This is a genomic window from Caulobacter sp. FV2ps19 (assembly GCF_058681035.1).
The window spans coordinates 298,096-311,302 of record NZ_CM178729.1; the positions used below are offsets into that span (position 1 = coordinate 298,096).

12 protein-coding genes are annotated in these 13,207 nt (G+C 68.0%); 5 read left to right on the forward strand and 7 right to left on the reverse strand.

What is annotated here, in order from left to right:
* The first annotated feature begins 66 nt into the window (after positions 1-66).
* The 3 genes from ACW18B_RS01330 to lpxK are packed head-to-tail and all read left to right on the forward strand — an operon-like array spanning position 67 to position 3,313.
* Positions 67-1,056 carry a cation diffusion facilitator family transporter gene (locus ACW18B_RS01330; protein ID WP_492049056.1) on the forward strand — a complete coding sequence of 330 codons (990 nt, stop codon included), beginning with the start codon at positions 67-69 and terminating at the stop codon, positions 1,054-1,056.
* On the forward strand, positions 1,053-2,309 hold the full coding sequence (locus ACW18B_RS01335) for a 3-deoxy-D-manno-octulosonic acid transferase (protein ID WP_492049057.1): 1,257 nt from the start codon (positions 1,053-1,055) through the stop codon (positions 2,307-2,309). Before ACW18B_RS01330 ends, ACW18B_RS01335 begins: the two co-directional genes overlap by 4 nt.
* Positions 2,306-3,313: a tetraacyldisaccharide 4'-kinase gene (gene lpxK / locus ACW18B_RS01340; RefSeq protein ID WP_492049058.1), complete on the forward strand. Its 1,008-nt coding sequence runs from the start codon at positions 2,306-2,308 to the stop codon at positions 3,311-3,313. Before ACW18B_RS01335 ends, lpxK begins: the two co-directional genes overlap by 4 nt.
* Positions 3,314-3,325: 12 nt before the next feature.
* On the opposite strand, the gene ACW18B_RS01345 is transcribed toward lpxK, so the two are convergent.
* From ACW18B_RS01345 to ACW18B_RS01355, 3 genes are all read right to left on the reverse strand, one after another.
* Complete coding sequence (locus ACW18B_RS01345) at positions 3,326-4,408, reverse strand: phosphotransferase family protein (protein ID WP_492049059.1); 1,083 nt, start codon at positions 4,406-4,408, stop codon at positions 3,326-3,328.
* Between the two features lie 453 nt (positions 4,409-4,861).
* Positions 4,862-6,145 carry a phosphoribosylamine--glycine ligase gene (gene purD / locus ACW18B_RS01350; protein ID WP_492049060.1) on the reverse strand — a complete coding sequence of 428 codons (1,284 nt, stop codon included), beginning with the start codon at positions 6,143-6,145 and terminating at the stop codon, positions 4,862-4,864.
* Between the two features lie 693 nt (positions 6,146-6,838).
* Positions 6,839-7,180, reverse strand: coding sequence for an endonuclease domain-containing protein (locus ACW18B_RS01355; protein WP_492049061.1), 342 nt, complete (start codon positions 7,178-7,180; stop codon positions 6,839-6,841).
* A 433-nt stretch (positions 7,181-7,613) separates the two neighbouring features.
* Between ACW18B_RS01355 and ACW18B_RS01360 the strand changes: the two genes are divergently transcribed.
* Positions 7,614-8,393, forward strand: a complete 780-nt coding sequence (locus ACW18B_RS01360; protein WP_492049062.1) for a hypothetical protein — start codon at positions 7,614-7,616, stop codon at positions 8,391-8,393.
* Complete coding sequence (locus tag ACW18B_RS01365; RefSeq protein WP_492049063.1) at positions 8,390-8,878, forward strand: PIN-like domain-containing protein; 489 nt, start codon at positions 8,390-8,392, stop codon at positions 8,876-8,878. Before ACW18B_RS01360 ends, ACW18B_RS01365 begins: the two co-directional genes overlap by 4 nt.
* A gap of 74 nt (positions 8,879-8,952) precedes the next feature.
* Here the strand turns inward: ACW18B_RS01365 and ACW18B_RS01370 are convergent, their stop codons facing one another.
* The 4 genes from ACW18B_RS01370 to pstB form a co-directional block, all read right to left on the reverse strand.
* Positions 8,953-10,737, reverse strand: coding sequence for a vWA domain-containing protein (locus ACW18B_RS01370; RefSeq protein WP_492049064.1), 1,785 nt, complete (start codon positions 10,735-10,737; stop codon positions 8,953-8,955).
* Positions 10,738-10,927: 190 nt separating this feature from the next.
* Positions 10,928-11,620 carry a phosphate regulon transcriptional regulator PhoB gene (phoB, locus tag ACW18B_RS01375; RefSeq protein ID WP_492049065.1) on the reverse strand — a complete coding sequence of 231 codons (693 nt, stop codon included), beginning with the start codon at positions 11,618-11,620 and terminating at the stop codon, positions 10,928-10,930.
* Between the two features lie 14 nt (positions 11,621-11,634).
* A complete protein-coding gene (phoU, locus tag ACW18B_RS01380) occupies positions 11,635-12,324 on the reverse strand; it encodes a phosphate signaling complex protein PhoU (protein ID WP_492049066.1) in 690 nt (229 codons plus the stop codon).
* Between the two features lie 20 nt (positions 12,325-12,344).
* On the reverse strand, positions 12,345-13,187 hold the full coding sequence (pstB, locus tag ACW18B_RS01385) for a phosphate ABC transporter ATP-binding protein PstB (RefSeq protein ID WP_492049067.1): 843 nt from the start codon (positions 13,185-13,187) through the stop codon (positions 12,345-12,347).
* Positions 13,188-13,207 lie beyond the last annotated feature (20 nt).

Genomic DNA, 13,207 nt, shown 5'->3' on the forward strand with positions numbered 1-13,207 from the left:
CGAAGGCCGGGAAGATCAGATGATGGGAAACATTGATCCGGCCCGCCCATGGTGAGATGTAGGGCCATGCCGCACGATCACACTGGACACGCCCACGATCACCATGATCACGACCATGGGCATGACCATGATCATGCTCATGGCCACAGCCATGCGCACGGCCATCACCATCACGCCCCCAAGGACTTCGGCCGCGCCTTCGCGATCGGCACGGCGCTCAATCTCGGCTTCGTCATCGTCGAGGCCGGCGCGGGCCTGTTCACCCATTCGCTGAGCCTGCTGGCCGACGCCGGCCACAACCTGTCGGACGTTCTGGGTCTGGTCCTGGCCTGGGGCGCCGCGACCCTGGCCAAGCGGGCGCCCAGCGGCCGCCACACCTATGGCCTGCGCAAGGGCACGGTGCTGGCGTCGCTGACCAACGCCGCCCTGCTGCTGGCGGCGACCGGCGCCATCGCCTGGGAAGCCGTCCGCCGCTTCGCCGCCCCGACCCCGGTCGAGAGCGGCCCGGTGATGATCGTCGCGGCCATCGGCATCGTCATCAACACCGCCACGGCCCTGATGTTCATGCGCGGCTCCAAGGACGATCTCAACGCCCGCGGCGCCTTCCTGCACATGGCCGCCGACGCCGCCGTCTCGGCCGGGGTGGTGGTCGCCGCCCTGCTGATGATGCTGACCGGCTGGTTGTGGATCGACTCGGTCACCAGCCTGCTGATCGTGGCCGTCATCGTGCTGGGCACCTGGAGCCTGCTGCGCGACTCGCTGGACATGGCCCTGGACGCCGCGCCGCGCGGCATGGATCCGGACAAGGTGCGCGCCTGGCTGGCCGCCCGCCCTGGCGTCGTCGAGGTCCACGACCTGCACATCTGGGCGATGAGCACGACGGAAACGGCGATGACCGCCCACGTGGTCCGACCGGCGGGCGAGGATCACGACCAGTTCCTGCACGACGTCTGCTCGGAACTGGCCAGCAAGTTCAAGATCGGTCACGCCACGGTGCAGGTCGAGCACAGCGCCAGCGCTCATGCCTGTCGCCTGGCCCCCGCGGACGTGGTGTGAGCCTTCCGCTGTCGCTGGCGCTCTACCGCCTCGGCACGGCGGCCCTGGAGCCCTTCACGCCCCTTCTCCTCAAGCGCCGCGCCGCCCGGGGCAAGGAAGACCCCGCTCGCCTGAACGAACGTCTGGCCCGCCCTATTGTCCCACGTCCCGACGGACGCCTGGTGTGGATGCACGGCGCCAGCGTCGGCGAGAGCCTGTCGATCCTGCCCCTGGTCGAACGCCTGCGGACCGAACGGCCGGACGTCGCCCTCCTGGTCACCTCCGGCACCGTGACCTCGGCGACGCTGTTGGCCACGCGACTGCCCCCCGGGGTCATCCATCAGTATGCGCCGGTCGACACGCCCGGCGGCGCGGCCCGTTTCATCGCCCACTGGCGACCGGACCTGGCGGTTTTCGTCGAAAGCGAGCTGTGGCCCAACCTGCTGCTGGCCGCCAAGGCCGCCGGAACGCGCCTGGCCTTGGTCTCGGCCAAGCTGTCGGACAAAAGCCATGATCGCTGGCGGGCCAAGCCGTTCGCGGCCGGCCTGCTGTTCTCGGGCTTCGACCTGATCCTGGCCCAGGACGGCCGGGCGGCGGAACGCTTCACCAGCCTGGGCGGGACCGTCGCCGGCGAAGCCGACCTGAAGTTCGGGTCCGCGCCCCTGCCGGTCGACTTGGTCGAGCTGGCGCGGCTGAAGGCCCTGCTCGCCGATCGTCCTCTGCTGCTGGCGGCCAGCACCCATCCGGGCGAGGATGAGATCGTGCTGGACGCCTTGGCCGCCTTGCCGGTCCGCCCCCGCCTGATCCTTGTCCCGCGCCATGTCGAACGCGGCCCGGCCATTGCCGAGGCGGCGCGGGCCCGGGGTCTGTCCGCCGCCCTGCGCAGCGCCGAGCCTGACGCCGCCGCCGTGGACGTCCTGATCGCCGACACCCTGGGCGAGCTGGGCCTGTGGTTCCGGCTGGCCGACCTGGCCCTGATCGCCGGCAGCCTGGTTCCCGGGATCGGCGGCCACAATCCGCTGGAGCCGGCCCGGCTGGACTGTCCGATCGTCTCGGGCCCGCATGTCGAGAACTGGCTGACCGCCTATGCCGACCTCTCGGCGGTGGAGGGCGTGACCCTGGCCGACGCCGGCGTCCTGGCCGAGCGCCTGACCGCCGCCTTGGCCGATCCGGCCCCCGGCCGCGCCCAGGCCGAGCGCGCCGGAGCCCTGGTCGCCGCCCGCGACGCCGAGGCCCGCGCCGGCCTCTCCCGCATCATCGAGCTGGTCCCATGAAACTGTCGACGCCCCGCTGGTGGTATGTGAGACGCGGCGGTCCGTCGCCGATCACCCGCGCCCTGCTGACCCCGCTGTCATGGATCTGGGCCGCATCGACGGCGCGCCGGCTGCGCAAGGGAACGCCCGCCGAGGTGCTGGCGCCGGTGATCTGCGTGGGCAACATCACCGTCGGCGGGACCGGCAAGACCCCGATCGTCCGTGAACTGCTGCTGACCCTGACCCAGAAGGGGATCATCGCCCACGGTCTGGCCCGGGGCTATGGCGGCAAGCTGAAGGGCGCCGTCCGGGTCGACGGCGCGCGGCACACCGCCGCCGAGGTCGGCGACGAGCCGCTGATGCTGGCCCAGGACTTTCCGATGTGGGTGTCTCGCGACCGGGTGCTGGGGGCCAAGCGCGCCTCGGCCGCCGGGGCCGGCGCGATCATCATGGACGACGGCCACCAGAATCCGGACCTGAAGAAGGCGCTGTCCCTGGTCGTGGTCGACGGCGAGACCCGCAACGATGAATGGCCGTTCGGCGACGGCCGGGTGTTTCCCGCCGGGCCGATGCGCGAACCGCTGAAGGTCGGCCTAGCCCGGGCCGACGCCGTGATCCTGCTGCTGCCCGCCGACCTGCCGGCCGCCGACCCCGAACTGCTGGCGATGTTCGGCGACACGCCGGTGCTGATCGCCCGACTGGAACCGGTGGGCAAGCCGCCCAAGGGACCGCTGGTCGGCTTCGCCGGGATCGGCAAGCCCTGGAAGGTCGAGCGGGCCCTGCAGGCGGCCGGCGCCGATCTGCGCGACTTCGCCCCCTTCCCCGACCATGGCGTCTATGACGAGGACACGCTGAAGATGCTGGCCGACCGCGCCGCCGTGTTCGAGGCCAGCCTGGTCACCACCGAAAAGGACTGGGTGCGGCTGTCGCCGACCTGGCGGGCCAGGATCACCCCCTGGCCGGTGCGGGCGAGGTTCGAGAACGAGGCGGCGCTGAACGCCGTGCTGGCCAGGGCCGGGCTTTAGACCCGGCCGCCTTCAGGCCCCCGCCTTTTGCGCGAAGGCCCAGGCCCCTCGGGCCAGTACCGGCACGCGGGCCTCCATCAGCTCCGCATGGGCGCTGGCGGCGGTGCCGTCACGGACGCGGCCGACAATGCCCTGGCAGATGCCCGCCAGTCGGAAGAGGTTGTAGCTGAAGTACCAGTCCAGATTGGGCAAGCCGTCGCGGCCCGTGGCCTTGCAGTAGCGGGCCACCGCCTCTTCGATGGTCGGCACGCCATAGGCGGTCAGGTCGTCGATGTCCGACAGCCCGCCGCGCTGGTCCGACGGCATCACCCAGTTCATCAGGAAATAGCTGAAATCGGCCAGGGGATTGCCCAGGGTCGACAGCTCCCAGTCCAGCACCGCCACCACGCGCGGCTCGGTGGCGTGCAGGATCATGTTGTCGAGGCGATAGTCGCCATGGACGATGGTGGTGCGGTCATCCTCCGGGGCCGAGGTCGGCAGCCAGGCCATCAACCGGTCCATGTCCTGGAGCGTCTTCGTCTCGCTGGCCTTGTACTGCTTGGTCCAGCGGTCGATCTGGCGCGAGAAATAGTTGCCCGGCTTGCCATAGTCGGCCAGGCCCACGGCGGCGTAGTCGACATTGTGCAAGGCGGCCAGGGTGTCGATCTGCGCCTCATAGATCGCCCGGCGCTCGGCGGGTTGATAGTCGGGCAGGGTGCCGTCCCACAGGATGCGGCCTTCGACATTGTCCATCACGTAGAAGATCGTGCCGATGACGTCCTCGTCCAGGCACAGGGCATAGGCCTTGGCGACGGGGAAGTGGGCCTTGTTCAGGCCCGAGATCACCTTGAACTCGCGGTCCACGGCGTGGGCCGAGGGCAGCAGCTTGCCCGGCGGCTTGCGGCGCAGGACGTATTTCTTGCCGGGCGTGACCAGCTGATAGGTCGGGTTGGACTGGCCGCCCTTGAACTGGCGCACCTCCAGCGGGCCCTGATAGCCCTCGACATGGGCCGCCAGCCACGCGGCCAGCTTGCCCTCGTCGATGGCGTGACGGGGATCGACCGGCTTGGTGCCCGAGTTCAGGTCCTGAGCGGTCTGTTCGGCGACGTCGGCCATGCGGTTTCTCCCCAACACTTGTTTGAACGGGAGTTTAGAGGGTGGGGCGGCGGGCGCAACATCAAACGCCCCCTTCCCCCTTTGATGGGGGAAGGGCCGGGGATGGGGGTGACAGAGGTTCAGGATATGGCGCGGCCGGCGTGAAATCGTCCGGCGGGGTCACCCCCATCCCTGCCCTTCCCCCATCAAGGGGCAGGGCTATCGCATATGGATCTGGCGCTAAAAGACCCAGCCTTCCTGGGCCTTGTGCCCAGGACCCATGGCGCCGCGGATGCGGACTGGGGTCGGTGTTACGGGCCGTTCAGCCGCGAATAGCGCCCAAATCAAAGCCTGCCTCAAACATGGGTCCTGGGCACAAGGCCCAGGAAGGCAAGATTTTTGAGTTTGTTAAAGGCTTGTGTCCGTCAGCAACCCATATGCGATAGCCCTGCATCAAGGGGGAAGGGTTCTTGATCAAGCCTGCCCCAGCCCCCGCCACCCAATATCGGTGCGATAGAACCCGCCCTCCAGCGACACCGTCCCCAGGGCCGCATAGGCGACGTCGCGGGCCTCGTGCAGGGTGGCGCCCAGGGCGCAGACATTGAGCACCCGGCCGCCGGAGGCCACGAGGCGCCCCTCGAACTCACGGGTCGTGCCGGCGTGGAAGATCACTGCCTCGGGCCCGAAATCGGCGTCGGCCCCCTCGATCCGGCCGCCGGTCTTGGGCGCGTCGGGATAGCCTTCGGCGGCCAGCACCACGCAGATCGCCGCCGCGTCGCGCCAGACCGGCGCGGCCGCCTCGGCCAGCCGGCCCTGGGCGGCGGCCAGCAGGATCGGCACCAGGTCGCTCTGCAGGCGCAGCATCAGGGTCTGGCATTCGGGATCGCCGAAGCGGGCGTTATATTCCACCAGCTTGGGGCCGGCGGGCGTCAGCATCAGGCCGGCATAGAGCACGCCGACATAGGGATTGCCCTCGGCGGCCATGCCCTCGATGGTGGGGACCACCAGCTCGCGCCAGGCCTGGTCGATCAGGTCTTGAGTCAGGACCGGCGGCGGCGAATAGGTGCCCATGCCACCGGTATTGGGCCCCTTGTCGCCGTCATAGGCGCGCTTGTGATCCTGGGCCGCGCCGAAAAACAGCGCCGTCCTGCCGTCGCAGATCGCGAACAGCGAGGCTTCCTCGCCCGACATGAACTCCTCGATCACCACCCGCGCCCCGGCCGAGCCGAACCGGCCGCCCAGCATGTCGAGCACGGCGGCGTCGGCCTCGGCCCGATCGGCGGCGATCACCACGCCCTTGCCGGCCGCCAGGCCGTCGGCCTTGATCACGAACGGGGCCTCCAGCGTGTCGAGGAACACGCCGGCCGAGGCCGCATCGGTGAACACGCCATAGGCCGCCGTCGGCAGGTCGTGGCGGGCGCAGAAGTCCTTGGTGAAGGCCTTGGAGGTCTCCAGCTGGGCCGCCCGCTGGCTGCCGCCGAAACAGGGGATGTTCAGTTCGGCCAGGCGGTCGGCCAGCCCGACCTCCAGCGCCGATTCCGGACCGACCACCACGAGGTCGGCGGCGATCTCCTGGGCCAGGGCGACCAGACCCTCGACATCGGTGACCTTGACCGCGCGCAGCTCGGCGACGGCGGCGATGCCCGGATTGCCCGGGGCGGCCACGAGCCGTCCGCACAGCGGCGATTGGGCGATCTTCCAGGCCAGGGCGTGCTCGCGCCCACCCGACCCGACGAGGAGAATGGTCATCTTTTCCATGGGGCCGGGGTGTGGCGCGGGCGGGGTCCGGGGTCAAGGCGCCCAGGACACGGGTTTGCAGCCTCGCCGGTTTTCACCGGCAAGTGGGGAGGCGGCGGAGCGTCCGGGCCAGGCCCGGATGAGGATAGAAGGAGTACCGTTTCGGCCGTGGCCGGAGCGCTCCGCGCGGTCGTTGTTCAGGAGCATCGCCGGGCTGGCGGGGTGTTAATCCGCTCCGGTAGCTAGGCCCCCGGCGGGCGGAAGGGATAGCGACCCTTCCGGACCGCGCGGGCGATTTCAGCCCGCGCCTGGCGCGCCTTGCCGGGCGTCGCCGAGGGGTGCTCCCGGCGGTCCGGGCCTGGCCTCAACACGGGACGGTCCTCGTGGGGGGTCCACGCTCAGCCAGACCCCGCCGGGCCTTCGACGACGGCCGACGGGCGCTTCCCGCTCGACCGCCCCCACCCCCCGTCAGGTCGCCAGCTGGACGGCCTCCCCAGGGGTGGGGCGAGAAGAAGTATGCGGCCGTTCTGGAGGGTGATGCGTCGATTTTCCATCGTGACGCTGGCTCGGGCGGTTAGGGCGTTGAATTTGTTGGGGGCGAGGGGTGTGAACGCCCGTGCGAGGACGGGAATTGGGGGCGCGGCCGCCTTCCTCGAAACCCTCTCTCATAGAGAGAGGGAGGGGCCCGCCGCGAAGCGGTGGGAGGGTGAGAGGTTACACCCTCGCCGAACGAAGCACCGCCAGGATGTCGTCGGATACGCCACCGGGGTCGGTCAGCACCCGCGCGTTGGGAAACCTCAACACAACATACCCAAACAGCTCCAGCGCCTGGGTGCGACGCTCATCATAGTCCTCGCGCCCTTCATGAGCGGCGCCGTCCAGCTCCACGATCACCTTGGCCGCTTCGCAGACGAAGTCCGCGAAATAGCGGTCGATCGCGACCTGCCGCAGAAATCTGAACCCGCCCAGCCGGCGGTTGCGAACGAGGGTCCACAGCGCCTTCTCGGCCAGGGTCTGGTCACGGCGTAGACGACGGGCGCTGGCGGTCTTGTCCATGACGGGAGCATGGCCTGCGACGGCTGAGGCGCTCAACGACAGGAATCAGGATTTTCCGGTTGGCGGTGAAACCTCTCACCCTCCCACCGCTGCGCGGCGGGCCCCTCCCTCTCTCTCAGAGAGAGGGTTTTTTGATGCGCGCCTGCCCCGCCTCCGCGCCGGAGGGCGCCATCCTGACATCTCACGTCGAGACGAGGGACGCCTTCTCCCTTCCCCCATCAAAGGGGGAAGGGTTGTGTCTCGGCGTTCCAGGTCGTGGAACACCCTCCGCGCCGGAGGGAGCCATCCTTACATCTCACGGCGAGACGATCGCCGGTCTGGACAGGTCACTCAAGGACGGCCCTGCGGGCCGCCGCGTCGCGGCGACGCGAGAGCGTCGTCCTTGACTGACCTGTCCAGACCGGCACGCTGCAGCCTCCAAGAGATGTAAGGCTTGGCGCGACGCGGGGGCGTCGGGGTCTCGCCCCTAGGTGAAATTAAGCTGTTCCGCGTTGCAGATGGTGATTTGCAAAACTTTATGGATCACCATCATATGCGGGGAGAGGAAGCCGTGCAGACACCATCAAATTGGATCGAACTTGGGCGACGAGGCGCGTTCACCACAACGCAAGTTGCGGTGTTGCTCGGCGTTGAGCCCTCGACGGTTGCTTCCTGGCTAACTGGAAATCCGCCCCTCATTGCATCCGATTTGCCATCGGTGGCTGGGCGGATTGCACTATCTTTCGATGGCTTGGTCGAAGCTCGGGCGATCAACTACTTGCTCGCTGAGGGGATATCCCGCCGCCGGCTTGCAATGGCGATGAAAGCCATGCGTCAAAGGTGGGAGGACCCGCACCCTCTCGCGCGTGAGCGACGGCTAACGACCGATGGATCGGCCGTTTTGGAGCTTCAAGGTGAGAAGATAATCGATCTACTCACCGATGCTTATTTACACCCAGAAACCCTACGCCCAGCCCTTGCTGGCCGCGTGATTTTCAAGAGTGGACGCGCGGCATGGCTGGAACCCTATCCAGATGAAATGCCGTTGATCCGGATCGACCCGGCCAGGGCATTTGGTAGACCTGTCGTAGTCGAGATGTCCAAGACTGTTCCAACAGAGACGCTCGCTGCATCTGCTGAAGTGGATGGCCTGACTGAGGCTGCAGATTGGTTTGGTGTCAGTGAGGGAGCGGTCACCCAGGCCGTAGCGTTTGAGCAACGTATCGCTGCTTGACCCTCATTCGCTTTGACGAGTGCATCAACCCGCGCATCGTCGGTGCGATAAAGGCAATTGGATTTCAGCGAGACATCCAGCTGGAAACGCCACAAGAACTCGCGCAGCGAGGGTTGCCGGACGTCAACTGGATTGAAGACTTTAGTGGGCGCGGCGGGCGTCTAGTCGTCTCGGGCGACGGTAACATGAGGCGAGTTCAGCTTGAGCGCGCGGCGCTAGAGGCGTCCGGTGTGATCGCAGTTTTCCCTCATATGAAATGGTACGGCAATCTCGGGCGATGGGGCCAAGCTGCGTTTTTCATGGCTTGGTTTCCAGCAATTGTGCGCCTCGCTCAGCATGGCGAAGCGGGCGCTCATTTCCGGATTCCACCATCACTTTCGGGTGAGTTTGAGAGCCTGGAACGGCTCAAATCGCTTGCGGAGATCGAGCATGAACGGGGTGTAAAAGCGGCACAGAGAGCTGCCGTGAAGAACGAAGACATCTAGGCGCACTGGGACTACTCGGTCAGCAGAGCCAAGGGCGTTGTTGTGATCTAGCGCCCAACCCCGCCTATCCCCCCTCACCGCCCCTTCACATCCCGCGCCGCCTTGGTCAGCTGCACAAACTCCGCCCGCAAACCCTCCGGGTCCTCCCCCCGTGCCCCCTGGGCCAGGGCCGTGACGTCGTCCCAGCCGAACCCGTCGCCCACCCACGGGTCGCCGCGCAGTTTCTGGCCATAGGCGGCGACGGCGATGGCGAAGCGGGTGGCTTCGGGGGCGGCGGCCAGGCTGGCGAGCGTGTCGCGCGCGCCGATCGGGCGCTCGATCAGTTTCGACGTCGTTCCGCCCGGGGTCTTGTAGCGCACCTTCAGGAAGGCCAGCTCGCCGGTGGACTTGGCGCCGCGACGCGGGGCCGGGCCATAGCGCAGCGGGTCCGAGGACGGCCGCGCCCCGACCGGGGTGATCTCGTAGAGGGCGGTGACGGCGGCGCCCGACCCGACCTCGCCGGCGTCGACCTGGTCGTTGTTGAAGTCCTCGCGGTTCAGCAGCCGGGTCTCGTAGCCAATCAGCCGATACTCGGCGACCTGGGCGGGATTGAACTCGACCTGGATCTTCACGTCGTCGGCGATCGGGAACAGGCTGGCCTGGAAGTCGTCGCGGAACAGCTTTCGCGCTTCGCTGAGGGTGTCGACATAGGCCGCCACGCCGTTGCCGTTCTGGGCCAGGGTCTGCATCATCGTGTCGTTATAGTTGCCGCGTCCGAAGCCATAGACCGACAGATAGACGCCGCTCTTGCGCTGGTCAGCGACCACGTCCTTCAGCCGGCCGGGATCGCTGAGACCGACATTGAAGTCGCCGTCGGTGACCAGGATCACCCGGTTGACGGCGGCCTTGTCGAAGTTCTGGCGGGCCAGGTCATAGGCCAGGGTCAGGCCGGCCCCGCCCGCCGTCGAGCCGCCCGACTGCAGGGCGTCCAGGGCGCAGCGCATCTTCAGCTTGGAGCGGCCGTCGGTGGGGGCCAGCACCGCCCCGGCCGAGCCGGCATAGGCCACCATGGCCACGCGGTCCTGCGGGCGCAGCTGGTCGATCAGCACGTTCAGCGCCTTGCGGGCCAGGGGCAGGCGGTCCTCGCCCGACATCGAGCCGGAGGTGTCGATCAGAAAGACCAGGTTCAGCGGCGGGGCGTCGGCGCGCGGCTGGGCGTAGCCCTGCAGGCCGATATGCAGGATCTGGCGCTGCGACGACCAGGGCGACGGGGTCACCGTCACGGTCGAACGGAAAGGGGTGTCGCGGCTTGTGGGGCGGGCATAGCCATAGTCGAAATAGTTGATCAGTTCCTCGACCCGCACGGCGTCGCGCGGCGGGGCGGCGCCGTCATTGAGGAAGCGGCGGACATTGGCGTAGGCGGCGGTGTCGACATCGATCGAAAAGGTCGAGACCGGCTCCTCGGCCGTGCGCTTGACCGGATTGGCGACCGCGCCGGGATAGCGCTCGGTGTCGCGGACCATGCCCGGCTCGGTCGGGATCCGCCTGGCCACGGGCGGGATGCCCAGCGGCGGGGGCGACGCTGAATAGGCCATCACCGCTGGCGAAGACGGCGGCGGCGGCGGCGGCGCGGGGGGTGGCGGACCCGGATAGGCCATGGCCGGTAGCGGGAGCGCCTTGCTGGAGCGCAACGTGATTCCACGTCGGTCGCGCTCGGGCGGGGGCGGGGCGAACCCCAGGGCGGCGCAGGCCTGGGCCGAAGGCGTTCCGTCGCCGCGCGGCGCGGCGGGGGCCAGGGCCAGACCCGGCGTCGCCGCCGAGCCGGCGATCAACAGCGACAGGGCGCCGGCGCCCAGCCGACGAAGCGTAACCATCGTCATTACCGTCTCCTCCCAGAGCAGGATCGATAATTACGGATGTAAGAATGTCTAAATCAGGGCGGCGCAGTTCTCACCGATTATCCCCGCGAAAGCGGGGACCCAAGCGGCCTTGGGGTTCAAGAGCAGCGCAGAATGATCCGGGCTCGGCTTGGGTCCCCGCTTTCGCGGGGATAGTCGGTGTTTTGGGGGCTTACGCCGCCTCGACATCCAGCGAATAGCCCGCCGAGCGCACCGTGCGGATCGGATCGCCGTCGGCCGAGCCGTTGAGCGCCTTGCGCAGGCGGCCGATGTGCACGTCCACCGTGCGGGCCTCGACATAGACGTCCGAGCCCCACACCGCGTCCAGCAGCTGTTCGCGGCTGAACACCCGGCCCGGGTGCTGCATCAGATAGTCGAGCAGGCGAAACTCGGTGGGGCCCAGGTGGACTTCCTTGCCCTGGCGCTTCACCCGGTGGGCGACGCGGTCGATGATGATGTCGCCGACCGTGATGCGGTCGTCGGCCAGGCCCGGACGGATGCGACGCAGCACGGCGCGGACGCGGGCGGTCAGTTCCACCATCGAGAACGGCTTGACCACATAGTCGTCGGCCCCGGTGTCGAGCCCCCGAATCCGGTCGCTCTCTTCGCCGCGGGCGGTGAGCATGATGATCGGCACGTTGCGGGTCTCGGAGCGGCCGCGCAGGCGGCGGCAGACCTCGATGCCCGACACCTTGGGCAGCATCCAGTCCAGGATCACCAGGTCCGGCGCGCGTTCGCTGGCCATGGTCAGGGCTTCCTCGCCATCGCCGGCGACGCCGACATGGTAGCCTTCCTTGTCCAGGTTGTAGTGCAGCAGGGTGGCGAGGGCGTCCTCATCCTCGACCACAAGAACGTACGGCGTCATGGCGGCGTGGCCCCTTAGCGCGGCGTTTCGAGCTTCGGACGCTTGGAGATGATCTCCTCGCCCGTAATCTCGAAGTGAATGATCTCGGCGATGTTGGTGGCGTGGTCGCCGATGCGTTCCAGGTTCTTGGCGACGAACAGCAGGTGGGCGCAGGCGTTGATCGTGCGCGGATCGCCCATCATGTAGGTCAGCAGTTCGCGGAAGATGGCGTTGTAGTGCTCGTCGACCTCTTCATCGCGGCCCCAGACGCCCTTGGCGCGCTCGAGATCCGATTCCGAATAGGCGTCCAGCACGTCCTTGAGCCGGCCCTGGACCAGCTTGCCCATCCGCTCGATCGAGCGGGTCAGGGCGATCATCGGCTCGGCGTCAGTGAGGATCAGCGCCCGCTTGCCGATGTTCTTGGCCATGTCGCCGCAGCGTTCCAGGCTCATCGAGATCTTCAGGGCGGCGACGGCGTGGCGCAGATCGACCGCCATCGGCTGGCGCAGGGCGATCAGGCGGAAGGCCTTGCGTTCGATCTCGCCCTGCAGGGTGTCGAGGCGCTCGTCGCGGGCCACGACCTGCTGGGCCAGGGGCGCGTCGCGGCGGGCGATGCACTCGACGGCGTCGGCGATCTGGGCCTCGGCCAGGCCGCCCATGCGGGTGACCTCGGCCGCGAGGTGGTTGAGCTCTTCGCCGTAGGATTTGACGGTATGTTCGGTCATGGCGTGGGTGATCCTGCCGGTTAGCCGAAGCGGCCGGTGATGTAGTCCTGGGTGCGGCTGTCGCGAGGATTGGTGAACATGTCCTCGGTGGAGCCGCTCTCGACCAGCTTGCCCAGATGGAAGAAGGCGGTCTTCTGCGACACCCGCGCGGCCTGGGCCATCGAGTGGGTGACGATGACGATGCAGAACTGGCTGCGCAGCTCGTCGATCAGTTCCTCGATGCGGGCGGTGGCGATGGGGTCCAGGGCCGAGCAGGGCTCGTCCATCAGGATCACCTCGGGGCCGACGGCGATGGCGCGGGCGATGACCAGACGCTGCTGCTGACCGCCCGACAGGCCGGTGCCGGGCTGGTGCAGGCGATCGGCGACCTCGTTCCACAGGCCGGCCTTCTTGAGGCTGCTCTCGACAATGGCTTCCAGCTCGGCCTTGCCGGTGGCCAGGCCATGGATGCGCGGGCCGTAGGCGACGTTCTCGAAGATGGTCTTGGGGAACGGGTTGGGTTTCTGGAACACCATGCCGACGCGCGAGCGCAGCACCACAGGGTCGACGCTCTTGAGATTGACGTCCTGGCCGTCGATCTCGATCACGCCCGACACCTTGGCCGTCGGGATGGTGTCGTTCATGCGGTTGATGCAGCGCAGGAAGGTCGACTTGCCGCAGCCCGACGGGCCGATGAAGGCGGTGACCGACTTGGCCGGGATGTCGATATTGACGTCGAACAGGGCCTGCTTGTCGCCATAGAAGACGTTGACGTCCTTGGCCTGGATCTTGATCTCGCTGGACGAGGCCGGCGGATAGATCTTGGGCGCGGCGGTCTTGATCATCGGCGCGGAGACCGAGTCATCGGGGCTGGCGGGGGGCATGGCGTGTCCCTGGACGAGGG